Annotated in this window: 15 protein-coding genes; 5 read left to right on the plus strand and 10 right to left on the minus strand. The window is 67.4% G+C overall.

All coding sequences use genetic code 11. The features are described from left to right. Nucleotides 1-48 precede the first annotated feature (48 nt). Nucleotides 49-1,212, minus strand: a complete 1,164-nt coding sequence (locus tag DNK89_RS20770; protein ID WP_110961651.1) for an iron-containing alcohol dehydrogenase — start codon at nucleotides 1,210-1,212, stop codon at nucleotides 49-51. A 199-nt stretch (nucleotides 1,213-1,411) separates the two neighbouring features. Then, nucleotides 1,412-2,329, minus strand: coding sequence for a LysR family transcriptional regulator (locus DNK89_RS20775; RefSeq protein WP_110961652.1), 918 nt, complete (start codon nucleotides 2,327-2,329; stop codon nucleotides 1,412-1,414). A 131-nt stretch (nucleotides 2,330-2,460) separates the two neighbouring features. On the opposite strand from DNK89_RS20775, the gene DNK89_RS20780 reads away from it, so the two are divergent. Together DNK89_RS20780 and DNK89_RS20785 are read left to right on the plus strand one after the other, a co-directional pair. Further along, nucleotides 2,461-3,483: a zinc-binding alcohol dehydrogenase family protein gene (locus DNK89_RS20780; protein ID WP_110961653.1), complete on the plus strand. Its 1,023-nt coding sequence runs from the start codon at nucleotides 2,461-2,463 to the stop codon at nucleotides 3,481-3,483. Nucleotides 3,484-3,611: 128 nt separating this feature from the next. Continuing rightward, nucleotides 3,612-4,025 (plus strand): VOC family protein, encoded by a 414-nt coding sequence (locus DNK89_RS20785; protein ID WP_060985098.1) that lies wholly within the window; start codon nucleotides 3,612-3,614, stop codon nucleotides 4,023-4,025. Between the two features lie 119 nt (nucleotides 4,026-4,144). On the opposite strand, the gene DNK89_RS20790 is transcribed toward DNK89_RS20785, so the two are convergent. Further along, complete coding sequence (locus DNK89_RS20790) at nucleotides 4,145-5,122, minus strand: tripartite tricarboxylate transporter substrate binding protein (protein ID WP_110961654.1); 978 nt, start codon at nucleotides 5,120-5,122, stop codon at nucleotides 4,145-4,147. Between the two features lie 96 nt (nucleotides 5,123-5,218). Beyond that, a complete protein-coding gene (locus DNK89_RS20795) occupies nucleotides 5,219-6,229 on the minus strand; it encodes a fumarylacetoacetate hydrolase family protein (RefSeq protein ID WP_110961655.1) in 1,011 nt (336 codons plus the stop codon). A gap of 102 nt (nucleotides 6,230-6,331) precedes the next feature. On the opposite strand from DNK89_RS20795, the gene DNK89_RS20800 reads away from it, so the two are divergent. From DNK89_RS20800 to DNK89_RS20810, 3 genes are all read left to right on the plus strand, one after another. Next, nucleotides 6,332-7,114 carry an IclR family transcriptional regulator gene (locus tag DNK89_RS20800; protein ID WP_015012292.1) on the plus strand — a complete coding sequence of 261 codons (783 nt, stop codon included), beginning with the start codon at nucleotides 6,332-6,334 and terminating at the stop codon, nucleotides 7,112-7,114. A gap of 23 nt (nucleotides 7,115-7,137) precedes the next feature. Beyond that, nucleotides 7,138-8,325: a DUF3108 domain-containing protein gene (locus DNK89_RS20805; protein WP_110961656.1), complete on the plus strand. Its 1,188-nt coding sequence runs from the start codon at nucleotides 7,138-7,140 to the stop codon at nucleotides 8,323-8,325. Nucleotides 8,326-8,525: 200 nt separating this feature from the next. After that, on the plus strand, nucleotides 8,526-8,825 hold the full coding sequence (locus DNK89_RS20810; RefSeq protein WP_060984226.1) for a DUF3567 domain-containing protein: 300 nt from the start codon (nucleotides 8,526-8,528) through the stop codon (nucleotides 8,823-8,825). A 27-nt stretch (nucleotides 8,826-8,852) separates the two neighbouring features. On the opposite strand, the gene DNK89_RS20815 is transcribed toward DNK89_RS20810, so the two are convergent. The 6 genes from DNK89_RS20815 to DNK89_RS20840 form a co-directional block, all read right to left on the minus strand. After that, a complete protein-coding gene (locus DNK89_RS20815; protein WP_110961657.1) occupies nucleotides 8,853-9,935 on the minus strand; it encodes an AbrB family transcriptional regulator in 1,083 nt (360 codons plus the stop codon). Between the two features lie 255 nt (nucleotides 9,936-10,190). Further along, nucleotides 10,191-10,775, minus strand: coding sequence for a hemerythrin domain-containing protein (locus tag DNK89_RS20820; RefSeq protein WP_110961658.1), 585 nt, complete (start codon nucleotides 10,773-10,775; stop codon nucleotides 10,191-10,193). 20 nt (nucleotides 10,776-10,795) lie between these two features. Beyond that, nucleotides 10,796-11,209 (minus strand): hypothetical protein, encoded by a 414-nt coding sequence (locus DNK89_RS20825; protein ID WP_060984223.1) that lies wholly within the window; start codon nucleotides 11,207-11,209, stop codon nucleotides 10,796-10,798. 46 nt (nucleotides 11,210-11,255) lie between these two features. Beyond that, nucleotides 11,256-11,933, minus strand: coding sequence for a nitroreductase (locus tag DNK89_RS20830; protein WP_203422395.1), 678 nt, complete (start codon nucleotides 11,931-11,933; stop codon nucleotides 11,256-11,258). A gap of 72 nt (nucleotides 11,934-12,005) precedes the next feature. Beyond that, complete coding sequence (locus DNK89_RS20835) at nucleotides 12,006-14,453, minus strand: adenosylcobalamin-dependent ribonucleoside-diphosphate reductase (protein WP_110961659.1); 2,448 nt, start codon at nucleotides 14,451-14,453, stop codon at nucleotides 12,006-12,008. A 99-nt stretch (nucleotides 14,454-14,552) separates the two neighbouring features. Further along, entirely contained in the window at nucleotides 14,553-15,230 is a 678-nt protein-coding gene (locus DNK89_RS20840; protein ID WP_110961660.1) for a carbonic anhydrase, read from the minus strand. Nucleotides 15,231-15,269 lie beyond the last annotated feature (39 nt).

Below are 15,269 nucleotides of genomic sequence, written 5' to 3' on the forward strand. Positions count from 1 at the left end.
GCAAACCAAACCCGGCCCCAAGGTTATTGATGGCGCCGGGCAGGCCACTTACAGCGCGGCTTCAAGGATGCGGCGGCTCACGGCGGGCGTGATCTCGCGCTGTTCGCCCAGGGTCACCATGCCGTGCGCTTCGAGCTGCGCAACCACGGCGGTCACCGTGTCGCCGCCCAGGCCGTAGCCCGACAGGCGCGTGGCGATGCCCATGCTTTCAAAGAAATCGCGCGTGCGCTCGATGGCGGCGGTGATGCGCTCATCATCCGTGCCGGTGGTGATGCCCCACACGCGCTCGCCGTACTGCAGCAGCTTGGCGCGCTTGGCCACCCGGCGCTCGTTCAGCAGCGCGGGCAGCACGATGGCCAGGGTGCGCGCGTGGTCGATGCCGTGCAGGGCCGTCAGCTCGTGGCCGATCATGTGCGTGGCCCAGTCCTGCGGCACGCCCGCGCCAATCAGGCCGTTGAGCGCCATGGTGGCGGCCCACATCAGGTTGGCGCGGTCGTCGTACACGGGCTCAGGGGCGGTCAGCAGGCGCGGGCCCACTTCGATCAGTGTTTGCAGGATGCCTTCGGCAAAGCGGTCCTGCACGGGCGCGTTGACCGGGTAGGTCAGGTACTGCTCCACCGTGTGCACAAACGCATCCACCACGCCGTTGGCCAGTTGCTGGGGCGGCAGGGTGTAGGTCTTGGTGGGGTCGAGCACCGAGAACACCGGGTAGGTGTGCACGCTGCCAAACGACAGCTTGGCGCCTTTGGCACGGTGGGTGATGACGCCGCCGTTGTTCATCTCCGAGCCCGTGGCGGGCAGCGTGAGCACGGAACCAAACGGCATGGCACCCTGGATGTTGCGGCCGTGCTTTTCGAGGATGGCCCAGGGGTCGGCGCCCTCAAAACGCACGGCGGCGGCGATGAACTTGGTGGCGTCGATCACCGAGCCTCCGCCCACGGCCAGCAAGAAGTCAAAACCGCCTTCGCGGATCTGCGCCACGGCCTTCATGGAGGTTTCGTAGCTGGGGTTCGGCTCGATGCCGCTGAAGGTGGCGTGCTGGCGCTCGCCCAGCGCGGCGCGCACCTCAGCCAGGGTGCCGGTCTTTTCGGCGCTGGCGCCGCCCACCAGGATCAGCACCTTGGCGGCAGCGGGCACGAGCTTGGCCAAGTCGGCAATGCGCCCCTGGCCGAAGGCGATGTGGGTGGGGTTGTGGAAGTCGAAATTCAGCATGATCGTCTTTCTCCGTCAATGGCGTTGCCGCAGCACCGGGCATTTGGCTGCGCAGCGGGTTCGCCGCGCTCGGTGGCGGCAGCAAGGGCGCGATTGTGCGGCGCACGGGTGGGCGGCGCCGGTCGCGTGTGCGATAGCCCTGCTGCTGGCAGAGCCTCGTGCGGCAGGTCGGCGCAGCGCATGCGGTTGCTGCTAGCGCTCAGTGTGGCGCCCGCTCCATGAGCGCCTGCAGGCGCCCGGCCACGAAGTCGCGCAGCGCCCGCACCAGCGGCGTGAACTGGCGGCGGCTGGGGGCAACCAGAAAGAGCGGCACGGCCTCGGTGGTCCAGCCAGGGCACAGCGGCACCAGCCGCCCGGCGGCCAGATCATCAGCCACATCAAAGTACGACTTGTACGCAATGCCCCGGCCCAGCACGGCCCAGCGGCGCACGACATCGCCATCGTTGGCCACGTTGCGGCTGCGCACGCGCACCACCACCTCCTGGCCTGCGGCGTCCCAGAAGCGCCAGCGGTCGTGCACGTCCTCGCCCAGCATGAAGCACAGGCCCTCGTGCGCGGCCAGTGCGTGGGGCGTGCCGGGCATGCCGTGCGCAGCCAGGTAGGCGGGCGCCGCGCAGAGCACACGCCGGTGGTCGGCGGCCAGCGGCAGTGCGACCAGGCTCGAATCCTGCGGCTTGCCGTAGCGGAAGGCGGCGTCCACCGGCTCGCTGTAGACGTTGGCCACGCGGTCAGCCAGCTGCAGGCGGATATCGATGGCCGGGTGCTCGGCCTGGAAGGCATCGAGCCAGGGCAGCAGCACATTGCGCCCCAAGTCCGACGGCGCGGCCAGTTGCAGCGTGCCGCGCAAGCCACCGGCGCGCCCGCCTGCTAGCTGGCCTTGCACCTGCTGCAGCGCCGCCAGCGCGGGGCGGCAATGCTCCAGGAACAGCGCGCCCTCCTGCGTGAGCCGCAGGCTGCGCGTAGAGCGCACGAACAACGCCACGCCCAGCTCGGCCTCCAGCCGCTTGAGCGCGGCGCTCGCGGCGGCGGGCGTGAGGTCCAGCGCACGCGCCGTGGCCGAGAGGCTGCCGCTGTCCACGGTGCGCACAAAGATGTCGAGGTCTTGCAGGCTTTTCATGGCGTGCCTTGAGTGCGGATGGGTTTATTTACAAACAATGATTGAAGATGGATTCAATCAGCACCCCATTTAAAAACAATTTCGCAAAACCCATCATCGGGGCACCCTTCTTTGACAATCAGGACCTCCCCATGAAAGCCGTTGGCTACCAAACCGCTCACCCCATCGACCACCCCGAGTCGCTGCTCGACATCACCCTGCCCGACCCGGTGGCCACGAGCCACGATCTGTTGGTGGAAGTGCATGCCGTCTCAGTGAACCCCGTAGACACCAAGGTGCGCAAAAGCAGCTCACGCAGCGGTGACGGCCCCGACTACAAGGTGCTGGGCTGGGACGCCAGCGGCATCGTGCGCGCCGTGGGGCCCGAGGTGACGCTGTTCCAGCCCGGCGACCGCGTCTGGTACGCAGGCTCCATCGCCCGCCCCGGCACCAACAGCGAACTGCACCTGGTGGATGAACGCATCGTGGGCCATGCGCCGAAGTCGCTGGACTTTGCCGAAGCCGCCGCGCTGCCGCTGACCACCATCACCGCGTGGGAGCTGCTGTTTGACCGCCTGCGTGTGGCCCCCGGCAAGCAGCCCACGAACAAGACCCTGCTCATCATTGGCGCGAGCGGCGGCGTGGGCTCCATCCTCACGCAGCTGGCGGCGCGGCTGACCAGCCTCACGATCATCGGCACCGCATCGCGCCCCGAAACGCAGCAGTGGGTGCGCGACCTGGGCGCCCACCACGTCATCGACCACAGCGAGCCGCTCACTGAGGAGCTGGCGCGCATCGGCCACCCCACGGTGGACATCATCGTCAGCCTGACACAGACCGACGCGCACTTCGACCAGATCGTCGAGGCCATTGCGCCCCAGGGCCAGTTCGCGCTGATCGACGACCCGGTGTCGCTCGACGTGACGAAGTTCAAGCGCAAGTCGGTGTCGGTGCACTGGGAGCTGATGTTCACGCGTGCGCTGTTCGGCACCGCCGACATGATCGGCCAGCACCGCCTGCTGACCGAGGTGGCGCAGCTGGTGGACGCCGGGCTGATCCGCACCACGCTGGACCAGCGCTTTGGCACCATCAATGCCGAGAACCTGAAGCGCGCACATGCGCTCATCGAGAGCGGCAAGGCGCGGGGCAAGCTGGTGCTGGAGGGGTGGAACTGACGAACTGCGGGCCACGCAAGGGGTGCAGCGCCATCAACGCGGTGGATGGTGTGTCAGGTTGCAAAAATACTGTATTTATAAACAGTATTTGGGTATAAAACGGGGCTCACAACCCGAGGAGACCTCCCATGCTGGACCACATGACCTTCCGCGTCACCGACATCGCCCGCACCAAGGCGTTCTACACCGCCGCCCTTGCGCCTTTGGGCTACAGCCTGTGTTTTGAGGGCAACTACGGCTCGAACATGCTGGGCTTTGCCTACCCGGCGCCGTCCGAGCCCGACGGCAAGAAGGCCGATGTATGGTTCATTGACGGCCCCTCGCCCTACGGTGGCCCGCCCGCCACCACGGGCTGCCACCTGGCGTGGCGGGCCACCACGCGGGCCCAGGTCGATGCCTTCTACCGCGCCGCCATGGAAGCCGGGGGCAAAGACAACGGAGCCCCGGGCCTGCGGCCAGATTACCACGAGAACTACTACGGCGCGTTTGTCATCGACCCCGAGGGCAACAACATCGAAGCGGTGTGCCACCTGCCGGAGTAAGAAACACCGCTGTACCCTCCGCAGAGGGCGCGTCGCCAGGCGAGTGCACCCGTGGAACTGACTTTGCCAGGCCACCGGGTGCGTCCCCGTGGGGGGAAGCGGCGCAGCCGCCCAGGGGGTCAGTCGAGTTTGACGCCTGCCGCCTTGATGATCTCGCCCCAGCGCTTGGACTCGGCGCGTGCCATGGCGCGGAACTGCTCCGGCGTGCCGGGCAGGGCTTCCATGCCAAAGTCGTTCATGCGCTTGACCACGGCGGGGTTGAGCAGCGCCTTGTTCAGGTCGGTGTTCAAACGTGTGGTGATGGCAGCGGGCAGCCCGGCGGGCGCCAGGATGCCCTGGAACGCGAACACTTCGGTGTTAGGCACACCGGCTTCGGCCAGCGTGGGCACGTCGGGCAACGCGGCCACGCGTTTGGCCGAGCCGATGGCCAGCGCGCGCACCTTGCCCGAGGTGATCACGGGCAGGCCAGCGGCCAAGTCGAGGAACATGCAGGGCACCTGGCCACCCATCACATCCTGCAGCGCGGGCGCGGCGCCACGGTAGGGGATGTGAGTGAGGAAGGTCTTGGTGCGGTTCTTGAACATCTCCATAGCCAGGTGATGTGGCGAACCATTACCGGGCGAGGCGTAGTTGAGCTTGCCGGGGTTGGCGCGCGCGTAGGCCAGAAACTCTTTCACCGTCTTGGCTTCAAACGCAGGGTTCACCACCAGTGCCAGCGGAAAGCGGCTGATGCCGCCCACGTAGGTGAAGTCCTTTTCGGGGTTGAACGGCAGCTTGGTGAACAGGTGTTCGTTGTAGGCCAGGATGGCGTTGTCGGCCGACATGAAGGTGTTGCCGTCAGGCTTGGCAGTGGCCACCATCTGGCCGCCGATGTTGGTGGACGCGCCGGGACGGTTGTCCACCACGATCTGCTGGCCCAGCGTCTGGCGCATGGCCTCGGCCACGGTACGGGCCAGCACGTCGGTGCCGCCACCGGCGGGGTACGGCACCACCCAGCGCAGAGGCTGGTCGGGCCAGGCGGACTGGGCGGCGGCCCAAGGCGCGGCGGTGGTGGCGCCTGCGGCGGCCAGGGCGGACAAGAGGGTACGGCGTTGCATGGGGTTGTCTCCTTGATACTATGAATTTGATAGCTGCCAGCGCATATTCAACTAGCGCATGCAGCCGGTTTTATTCAAATTTTGCGCTGCAGGGCCTCAGGCGGCCGGTGCGGCAATGGTCTGGTCGATGGCACCAAAGAGGCTGGCGCCGTCTTTGCCCTTCACCTCGATGCGGATGGTGTCGCCGAACTTCATGAACTCGGTGCTGGGCTTGCCGTCCTGGATGGTTTCGATGCAGCGTTTTTCGGCGATGCAGCTGTAGCCCTTGGGCCATTCCATGCGGCCGTTCTGCTCCACGCCCTTGTTGCTGACGGTGCCGCTGCCCACGATGGAGCCGGCGCGCACGTTACGTGTCTTGGCGATGTGGGCAATCAGCTGACCGAAGTGGAAGGTCATTTCGGGGCCGGCGTCGCACATGCCGACCTTGCGGCCGTTCCAGGTGGATTGCACGGTCAGGTTCACGCGGCCGTGGTCCCAGGCGTCGCCCAGCTCATCCAGCGTCACGGCCACGGGGCCGAAGGCGGTGGCGGGCTTGGACTGGAAGAAACCAAAGCCCTTGGCCAGCTCGGCCGGGATCAGATTGCGCAGGCTCACGTCGTTGGCAATCATCACCAGGCGGATGCCGTCCAGCGCCTGGTCGGCATTGGTGCCCATCTTCACGTCGCCGGTGATGACGGCGATCTCGGCCTCGAAGTCGATGCCCATCGCCTCGCTGGGCACCACCACATCGTCGCAGGGGCCGATGAAGTCGTCGCTGCCGCCCTGGTACATCAGCGGGTCGGTGTAGAAGCTCTCGGGCACTTCGGAGTTGCGCGCTTTTCGCACCAGTTCGACGTGGTTGATGTACGCAGACCCGTCAGCCCACTGGTAGGCGCGGGGCAGCGGGGCCATGCACTGGGCCGGGTCGAAGGGGAAGGCGTGGCGTGCGCGGCCGCTGTTGAGCTGGTCGTACAGGTCCTGCAGCTGGGGCGACAGGAAGCCCCAGTCGTCCAGCACCTGCTGCATCTTGCTGGCAATGCCGGTCGCATAATGGGCCGTGCCCAGGTCGCGGGAGACGACAACCAGTTGGCCGTCGCGCGAGCCGTCTTTGTAGGTAGCGAGTTTCATGGTGGCAGGACCTTTGTCTCAAGGGGTTGAAGGTTTCACCCAACACGAATTACGCTTGGGTAAATTGATTTAACTAAACAAAACTCGCAAATTTTAGTGCACATGGACAAAGAACGTGCAGGAATTCAATCGGTCGAGGTGGGTTTTGCCCTGCTGGAGGGGCTGACACGCTCGCGCGGACCGCTGATGCTCAAGGACGTGGCCGCCTCGGCGGGCATGAGCGCGGCCAAGGCGCACCGGTATCTGGTGAGCTTTCAGCGTCTGGGCCTGGTCACGCAAGACCCGCGCACCGCGCGCTATGACCTGGGCCCCGCCGCACTCAAGCTGGGGCTGGCCTCGCTGACGCGGCTCGATGGCGTGCGCCTGGCCCGCGAGCGCATGCCAGCGCTGATGGAAACCATCGGCCACACGCTGGCGCTGGCCGTTTGGGGCAACCATGGCCCCACCATCGTGCACTGGGAGGAATCGCCCCAGGCCGTCACCGCCAACCTGCGCTTGGGCGATGTGATGCCGCTGCTGTCGTCGGCCACGGGGCGGTGTTTTGCGGCCTTCATGTCGCCCGAGGTGGTGGCGCCGCTGCTGAAAGAAGAACTGGCCCGCGCCGTGAAGATGCGCCGCACCGATCTGCCCGCCACCATGGCCGAAGTGAATACCTTGCTGGCCGAGGTGCGCGAGCGCGGCGCCGCCCGCGTGGTGGACACGCTGCTGCCCGGCATCGTCGCTTTCTGCGCCCCGGTGTTCGACGCCGACGGCCACCTGGAGCTGGGCATCACCACGCTGGGCTCCATCGCCACCTTCGACCCCGAGTGGGGCGGCGCCATTGATGCACCGCTGCGCGCGGCGGCGGCCCAGCTGTCCAGCGACCTGGGCGCGGGCAGCGCCTGACGGCCCCGCCACGCACGGACAAAATGCCACGGCGCGCGCTGGTTTTCATCACGGCCCTGGTGCTGGCCCTGCACTGGCTGGTGCTCAGCGGCGTGCCTCTGGTCTGGGACAGCCCTGCGCAGCCGTCCCGCCAGGTGTTCAGTACGCGCAGCATTGCGCCCGCGACGCCTCCACCAGCCGTGGCGCCCCCCGGCGTGACCGCCGTGCCGGTTGCCGCACCGCAACCTCCACCCCGCAAAAAGGCGCCCGCCCCCAAGCGCCCTACAGCCCCTCCAGCCCCTCCAGCCCCTCCAGCCCCTCCAGCCCCTGCAGCCCTGGACCGTCCCGAACCCGCACCGACAGCGGCTCCCGTCGCAGGGGCCGACGCGCCTGCAGACACTGGTGCAGCAACCACCGTGGCCAGTGCCCCCCCTGAGACGCATGCCAACGACGCCGCTCCGGCGCCCGCACCTGCAGCCTCGGCTCCAGCCGCCCCTGCAGAGCCGGCCACCGAGGACACCCAAACCGGCACAGGTGTGGACATCCGCCCGCCCGGAGGCACCGGCCGCAGTGCCAGCGCCCCACCACCGCCCGTGCGCATGCCTGCCCCCACGCGCCTCGCGTTTGACGTGAGCGGCCAGGCCAAAAAGTTCGCCTACAGCGCCCGGGCCGAGCTGCTGTGGCAGCACGACGGCAACCACTACGAGGCGCGCCAGGAGATCAGCGCCTTCCTGGTGGGCACCCGCACGCAGCGCAGCGTGGGCACGGTCACAGAGCAAGGACTGCTGCCCGCAAAGTTCTCCGACAAATCCCGCAGCGAGCAGGCCGCGCACTTTGACTACACCAAGGGCCGCGTCACCTTCAGCGCCAACACGCCCGATGCGGCGGCAGGCCCCGGCGTGCAGGACCGCCTGAGCCTGTTCATCCAGCTGGGCGCGATGCTGGCCGCAGACCCGGCTCGTTTTGTACCTGGCACGCAGATCACGCTGACCACGGTGAGCGCCCGCAGCGCCGACCGCTGGACCTTCACCGTGGAAGGCCCCGAAACCCTGGACCTGCCCGCCGGGCCCACGCCCGCCCTCAAGCTTCTGCGCCTGCCCCGCAAGGACTACGACCAAAAGGCCGAACTCTGGGTGGCCCCGGGGCTGGGCTACCTGCCCGTGCGCATCAAGCTCACCCAGGCCAACGGCGATTTCGCCGACCTGTTGCTGCGTGCCAGTGGCCCGCCCTGAGCATTGCCTGCGATCGCTTGCGCTGCACGGAGTGTTGCGCCCAAGCGCCATCCGGGCAAAAAAGCCCCACGAACCCGGCGTGCTCCGTTTTTCATGAAATACTGCAACGCAGCAGGGAACAAAAACCGAGGCTTACCCCGGGGCCCTTGAACTCTGCGCGCCCGCTGTCATCTGACGTTTATATCGACAAGGGGAACACGATGCACATGCTCTACGACTCAGAATCCTTCGTGGTGGTCCATATGCTGCCCGACGCCGTGGAGAAAAAGAGCACCCAGGTGCTCAACGACACTGCCCCCGCCGTTCCCCAGCTTGCACGCCATGGTTTTGAAATCGTGGACAAGCGCTCCGGCAAGGAGGTGTACCTGGACGGCTCCTGGGCCGAGATGTTCCAGGAACAGATCCTGGCCTGGCAGCGCGAAACCCCGACCCAGGAAGAAGTGGAAGACGCGCTGGACCGCTATGCGGGCTTGGCACAACACCCGGTGGTGGTGCACTGACGCCACGTCCAAGGCCCGCGCGTTAACTCAGCCCGCCGCACCTTCGGGTGCGCTGGGCGGATAAATCCGCCGGTACAGCGGGTCGACCAGCATCAGCACCGCAATCAGTCGGCACACCTGGAACGCCGTCACTACCGGTACGCCCAGTTGAAGCACTTTGGCCGTGATGGCCATCTCGGTGATGCCGCCGGGCGAGGTGCCCAGCAGCAAGGTGACCCAGGGCAGCCCCGTGGCCCAGGCCAGGGCACCGGCGAACAGGGCGCACACGCCCATCAGCCCCACGGTGCCCAGCGCCACCGACGCCAGCCAACGCGGCGCAGTGTGCAAGAACTCCGCGCGAAACCGCACACCCAGGCTCACCCCGATCACGAGCTGCGCGGCGTTGACCATGCCCTGGGGCACGGCCGACAGGCTCTGGCCGGCCATGGTCAAGCCCATGGACACGAGCATCGCCCCCATGAACCACGGGTTGGCGCGGCCCAGCCGGTCCATCAGCAGCGCCCCGGCCCCGGTCAGCAGCGCCATCAGCGCAAGCCCCGGCCAGTTCACCACCCGCAGCGTGGGCGGCAGGATATCGAGGCCGTGCAGGCCGCTGAACTGCAGCGCGAACGGAATGGTCACCGTAACGATCAGCAGCCGCAGGCTGTGGCTGGCGGCCACCAGGTCGGTGCGTGCGTTTTCGCGCTCGGACAACAAGGTCATCTCGGACGCTGCCCCAATCGCGCCGGCAAAGTAGCTGGTGGCGCGCAGCATCGGCGCAGGAACACCGTGCATGCGGGGCGCGTGCACACGGTAGAGCCAGGCGCCAAACAGCCAGCCCAAGAACAGCGCCCACACAATGCCCAGCACGATGGCCCACCACAGGCCACCAATCAGCGCCACCACCTGGGGCGTGAAATACAGGCCCAGGGCAGCACCAATGATCCATTGCCCGGCATTGCGCAGCGGGCCCCAGCTTTCGGTGGGGCCGCCGGCCATCGACACGACGGAGGTGGCCAGCAGCGGGCCGATCATCCAGGGCAGCGGGGTCTGCAGGGCCACACAGGCAGCAGCAGCGGCCCACGCCAGGGCCAAGGTGGCCACGGTGCGAACAATGAAAAGGGGGCGCATACGGAGAACGACAGGCAGGCAGGCGGACAGACGGACGCGGCGGGAGGCGCGCGCAACCCCGCAGTATCGCGCGACCTACCGCCCTGGCCGCCGTGCAGGCGCTGCCCAGACGGAACGGCTGGCATCGCCACCGGGCAACGGCCAGCTTGCACCGGGTGCTCAGGCGCCCTGACGGGTGGCAAACAGCAAAATTTCAGCCCCAGCGGCCTGATGCGCTAGTCGAATATGCCCAAGCAGCTATATTTTTGATAGCAATCAGGCAGCGCCCCGCCGCGCTGCCATCTCACGCCCCATCACCTCCAGGGCGGCAGGCGGCAGCAAAGCGGCAGCGGCGGGGTAGGCCACGCCTTCTTCGGCCGCGATGTGGGCGCCATACCGCCTGGCAAAACGGTCCAGCGCAGCCTCGTCCAGGGGCGTGAAGCCGGTCGCGTTTTCGTGCAGCAAGGCTTGCAGCCCGGCGCGGGCCGCCGCCCAGTCGGCGGTCATGGCCACGTGGTCCTGCTGAAGGCGGGTGACCAGCGCCTGGACCTCGGGCGTTGCCTTGGCAAGCAACAGGGGGAACACATGCAGCTCTTCGTCCTGGTGGTGCAGCGGCGCCGCGATATCGAAGTAGCGGAGCACATCGCGCGCGGCCTGGCGGGCGTCGTGGTCCACGCCCTGCTGCCGCACATGCTCCCGCAAGCGGCCCAGCAACCCCAGCGTGCGCTGCACGCGCTCGTGGCAAGCCTCCAACATGGCAAACGGCTGCTCAAAACCCACGGCAGGCGCGCTGAAGCCGGGCAGATGCCGTGGCACAGCAGCAGATGCGGGTGCGGACGCAGGTACGGAAGCCGGTGTCATGGCGCGTGTCATGGCCCGATTCAGCCAAACCGCACAGGGTGGCCCTGGCGGTCGAACGGAATGAACGCCCCATGCGCACCGCCCTTGATGGCATCCACCATGCGCTGCAAGGGCGCCTCAGCGTCGGCACTGGTGGGAGGCTTGTTCAGCGTGCCGGACATCGCCGCCGCAAACACGATGGCCCAGTCGTGGCCTGGGGCGGTGAACTGGCGGGCCTCGGCCACCAGCGCGTCAAACGATGCCAGCTCCTGTGGCGTCTTGTCCACGCACATCAGCGGCACCAGGGCACCGCCCTGCCCGGCCTCAAAGCGCGCACGCTGCGCCGGGGTGGCGTCATCGGGCAGTTCCACCGCCGCGAAGACGAACAGCAGGCGCTGTGGCTCGGGCTGCATGCGTGCAGCCTGCAGCAGGTCGTCAAAACTGGAAATATCCATGCAAAGGTCTCGCAATCAATGAAAGGTTGGGGGCCACGAGCGCACCTCAAAAACCGGGCACCACGCCCCGCTCGGCATCCAGCGTGCTCACATAGGCACCGGCCGCCGGGCGTGCACGCACCGCCTTGCGCGACAGCACGGTGCCAATGCTGATGAAGCACAGGGCCTGCTCGGAGGCAGCCAGCTGGAACAAGGCCCGCAGGCTGGGCGCCTTCAGCGCCTTGCCGCTGGTCAGCGCGGAGCCGTAGCCCTGCGCCGTCGCCATCAGCAGCATGTTCTGCACGGCACAGCCCGCAGAGACGGTGCGCTCGGCCAGATCGATTTCGGCGTCGCCCCGCTCCGCATCCACCACGGCCAGCAGCAATACCGGAGAGCGGTACGCCTTCTCGCTTGCCTGCGCGGCCTGCTCGGCGGTCGCAGCAGGGTCGCGCTCCAGCAGGGCTTGCGCAAACACATCGGCCAATGGCGCACGTGCGGTCTGCGGCACGAGGATGAAGCGCCAGGGCAACAGCTGTCCATGGTCTGGCGCATGGGCTGCGGCCTGGAGGATCTGCGCCAGCTCGGACGCGCTGGGGCCAGGGCCGCCCAGGCGCTTGGGCAGGATGGTCTGGCGCGACTGGATCAGCGCTGCCGCCAGCCCGGCCACATCGTCCGGCGCACTGGCCCGCGCCGCAGCCGGCTGCGCACGGGACGAAGGGTTCAACGGCCAGGGAATCACAGACATGGGGAAATCCTCGGAATGCTTACCGCGTCAACAACAAGGCACACCGGGACAGGCCGTGTAGGCTGCCACGGCTCATCCGCAGCTCCCCAGGTGCCCACATTGCGTGCAGTAGTCGCAGCCGTCCTTGCGGATGACCGCATGGGCACCGCACTCGCTGCACTTCTTGCCCGCCATGGCCTGGGGCACGGCCACAGGCGGTGGCGTGGGCTCGTCCAGCGGCAGTTGCTGCTGCACCGGGTCGGCCACGCGGCGCGCCAGGATGTTCTGGATGGCGTAGGCCATGGCAGCCACCTCGGAGTCGTGCCACATGGGCACCAGCGTGCCGTCGTCCTTGCGGTGGGTGCCCAGGCGCACGGGGCCCCGGTCCCAGGCGACCTTGCGCATGTCGCTCAAGGCTCGCTCCAGAAAACCGCCCCGCGCGGCCAGCGAGAGCAGGCGCATGCTGGAGGTGATCCACTGCTGCGACTCGCCGCTCTGGCCCACAGGCATGAAGAACTCAATGGCACGGTCCACAGTACGGTTGCCCACCCCCGTAGGCACGGGCAGGAAGGACACGATGAGGTACAGCGTCTTGTGGCCTTCCTGCGTCCAGTATTCAAGCTTTTCGGCCACGGCGGAGAGGCCGCCTTGCGGGCGGCTCTCGATCACGGTGCGCATCGGGTCCACGGGCGGCGCGGCGGGCGCAGGCGCTGCCACGGCGGCAGGCGCTGGTGCAGGTTCTGCATGCGTTTCGAGCACCGAGCCCAGGATGCTGTTGGGCCGGTAAGTGGCTAGGCCTTTGAGCCGCGCGCGCCAGGCCTGCAGATACAGGTCCTTGAAGTCCTCGTAGGGGTAGTCCGCCGGGATGTTCACGGTCTTGGAGATGGCCGTGTCCACAAAAGGCTGCACGGCTTCCATCATGGCGATGTGGTCCTGCGCCGACATGGCCAGGGCCGAGACAAAGTAGTCGGGCAACGCATTCACATCGCCGCCCAGCTCGCGGTACAGGCGCCAGGCGTGGTCTTCCACCGCGTATTCGGTGGTGCTGCCGTCCGACTCGCGCTTCTTGCGCTTGTACATCCACGAGAACGGCGGCTCGATGCCATTGGAGGCGTTGTCAGCAAAGGCCAGGCTCACTGTGCCCGTGGGGGCAATCGACAGCAGGTGGCTGTTGCGGATGCCGTGCGCGCGGATGGCCGCCTGCAGCGACTCGGGCAAGCGGCTGGCGAAGGTGCCTTCGGCCAGATAGCCGGTGGCGTCGAATTTGGGGAACACGCCCTTCTCGCGCGCCAGGTCCACCGACGCCGCGTAGGCCGCATCCCGCATGCACTCGGCAATGCGCGCGGCCATGGTGCGGCCCTCGGGCAGGTCGTAGCGCAGGCACAGCATGGCCAGCGTGTTGCCCATGCCGGTAAAGCCCACACCAATGCGGCGTTTGGCCATGGCCTCGTCACGCTGCTGCGGCAGCGGCCAGTAGGTGACGTCCAGCACGTTGTCGAGTGCGCGCACCTGCAGCGCCACGGCCTGGGTGAAGGCGTCAAAGTCAAACGCGGCCACGCCGCCAAACCCGAAGGGGTGGCGCACAAAGCGGGTGAGGATGATGGGCCCCAGGTCACAGCAGCCATACGACGGCAGCGGCTGTTCGCCGCACGGATTGGTCGCCGCAATGTCTTCGCAGTAGTGCAGGTTGTTGTCTTCGTTGATGCGGCCCAGGAACAGGATGCCCGGCTCGGCAAAGTCGTAGGCCGACTTCATGATCGTGTCCCACAGCTCGCGCGCGGGCACGGTGGCATAGACCCACAGGCCATCGGCGCGCTGGCGGGCGCCCTGGGCCAGCAGGGCGGCGCCGGGGCGGGCCTTGTGCACCAGCTCCCACGGGGCGTTGTTCTGCACGGCCTGGATGAACGCGTCCGACACGCCGACCGACACATTGAAGTTGTTCCAGCGGCCCGGCGTGCGTTTGGCGGTGATGAACTCGTGCACATCCGGGTGGTCGATGCGCAGCACGCCCATCTGCGCGCCCCGGCGTGCGCCCGCGCTCTCCACCGTGGAGCAGGACTGGTCGAACACGTTCATGTAGCTGCACGGCCCCGACGCCATGGAGGCCGTGGCCTTGACCTGCGCGCCCTTGGGGCGGATGCGCGAGAAGTCGTAGCCTACGCCACCGCCGCGCCGCATGGTCTCGGCCGCCTCGCGCAGGGCTTCGTAGATGCCCGGAAAGCCTTCGTCGTCCACGCCCTGGATGCAGTCACCCACGGGCTGCACAAAGCAGTTGATGAGGGTGGCCTGGATGTCGGTACCCGCCGCGCTCATGATGCGGCCCGCGCCAATGGCGCCCGCCTTCAGGTTGGCGAGGAATAAGGACTCGTACTTTGCGCGCAGCTCCGGCTTTTCGACCGAAGCCAGGGCCCGCGCCACGCGCTGGTACAGCTCGTCGGGCGTGGTTTCGCCGGGTTTGAGGTATTTCTCGCTCAGCACATCCAGGCTGATGGGCTGCAGGGAAGCGGTGGGGTGGAGAGGGGGCTGGGGTTCGCGTTTCATGGGGGCCGATGATTTGGGTTGCGGGCTGAAACGGGGTTGCGTTCGGTCAAGGAGCGCTCATTCCACTCCGAATGCCGGCTCCTGGCAAGCAGGGACCGATCACTCGTCCACCAGCACTTGGCCGTCATGCTCCACATAGGGCTGGTAGGGGCCGGTACCGCTGTGGTCCGACTGCGAGGCGGGCACGAACCCGCCGGTCTGCACATCAAAAACATGCACCTCGCCATCCTCGATCACGTAATGCCATCCGTGCAGGCTGATCTGGCCCGACTGCACCCGGCTGCGCACCATGGGGTACTCCATCAGGCGCTCCAGCTGCAGCACCACCGCGCGCTGCTCGGTGCGGCGCAACACCTCGGGGCCCGGCTGCATGGGCAGCAGGGCTTCACGCCCCAGGTCCAGCCAGCGGTTGAGGTTGGGGGCCTCGGGCGAGACCTCACCATACATCGCCTTGATAGCCCCACAGTGACTGTGGCCGCACACCACGATGCGGCGCACCTTCAGGTTGAGCACTGCAAATTCGATGGCCGCCGTGGTGCCATGGTGGCCGTGCGATCCGTCGTAGGGCGGGATGAAGGCCCCCACATTGCGCACCAGAAACAGCTCGCCCGGCCCCGCGCCGGTCAGCAGGTACGGCACCAGCCGGGAGTCGGAGCACCCGATGAACAGCGTGGTGGGATGCTGCCCCTCGTCCACCAGCGCCTGGAACTGCTGGCGGTACTGGGGAAAGGCGTCGTCATGAAAGCGGCGCAAACGGTCCAGCAACTCGTCGGGCATGGGCGGGCAATGAGGCGATGAGGGGATGAAGCAATAGGG

The sequence above is a fragment of the Acidovorax sp. ST3 genome (assembly GCF_003231145.1).
Taxonomy (GTDB): Bacteria; Pseudomonadota; Gammaproteobacteria; order Burkholderiales; family Burkholderiaceae_C; genus Acidovorax.

What these genes read in the sequence shown, in the direction of transcription:
- DNK89_RS20770 (WP_110961651.1), bottom strand. Translation starts at nt 1,212, where the DNA reads ATGCTGAATTTCGACTTCCACAACCCCACCCACATCGCCTTCGGCCAG.
- DNK89_RS20775 (WP_110961652.1), bottom strand. Translation starts at nt 2,329, where the DNA reads ATGAAAAGCCTGCAAGACCTCGACATCTTTGTGCGCACCGTGGACAGC.
- DNK89_RS20780 (WP_110961653.1), top strand. Translation starts at nt 2,461, where the DNA reads ATGAAAGCCGTTGGCTACCAAACCGCTCACCCCATCGACCACCCCGAG.
- DNK89_RS20785 (WP_060985098.1), top strand. Translation starts at nt 3,612, where the DNA reads ATGCTGGACCACATGACCTTCCGCGTCACCGACATCGCCCGCACCAAG.
- DNK89_RS20790 (WP_110961654.1), bottom strand. Translation starts at nt 5,122, where the DNA reads ATGCAACGCCGTACCCTCTTGTCCGCCCTGGCCGCCGCAGGCGCCACC.
- DNK89_RS20795 (WP_110961655.1), bottom strand. Translation starts at nt 6,229, where the DNA reads ATGAAACTCGCTACCTACAAAGACGGCTCGCGCGACGGCCAACTGGTT.
- DNK89_RS20800 (WP_015012292.1), top strand. Translation starts at nt 6,332, where the DNA reads ATGGACAAAGAACGTGCAGGAATTCAATCGGTCGAGGTGGGTTTTGCC.
- DNK89_RS20805 (WP_110961656.1), top strand. Translation starts at nt 7,138, where the DNA reads ATGCCACGGCGCGCGCTGGTTTTCATCACGGCCCTGGTGCTGGCCCTG.
- DNK89_RS20810 (WP_060984226.1), top strand. Translation starts at nt 8,526, where the DNA reads ATGCACATGCTCTACGACTCAGAATCCTTCGTGGTGGTCCATATGCTG.
- DNK89_RS20815 (WP_110961657.1), bottom strand. Translation starts at nt 9,935, where the DNA reads ATGCGCCCCCTTTTCATTGTTCGCACCGTGGCCACCTTGGCCCTGGCG.
- DNK89_RS20820 (WP_110961658.1), bottom strand. Translation starts at nt 10,775, where the DNA reads ATGACACCGGCTTCCGTACCTGCGTCCGCACCCGCATCTGCTGCTGTG.
- DNK89_RS20825 (WP_060984223.1), bottom strand. Translation starts at nt 11,209, where the DNA reads ATGGATATTTCCAGTTTTGACGACCTGCTGCAGGCTGCACGCATGCAG.
- DNK89_RS20830 (WP_203422395.1), bottom strand. Translation starts at nt 11,933, where the DNA reads ATGTCTGTGATTCCCTGGCCGTTGAACCCTTCGTCCCGTGCGCAGCCG.
- DNK89_RS20835 (WP_110961659.1), bottom strand. Translation starts at nt 14,453, where the DNA reads ATGAAACGCGAACCCCAGCCCCCTCTCCACCCCACCGCTTCCCTGCAG.
- DNK89_RS20840 (WP_110961660.1), bottom strand. Translation starts at nt 15,230, where the DNA reads ATGCCCGACGAGTTGCTGGACCGTTTGCGCCGCTTTCATGACGACGCC.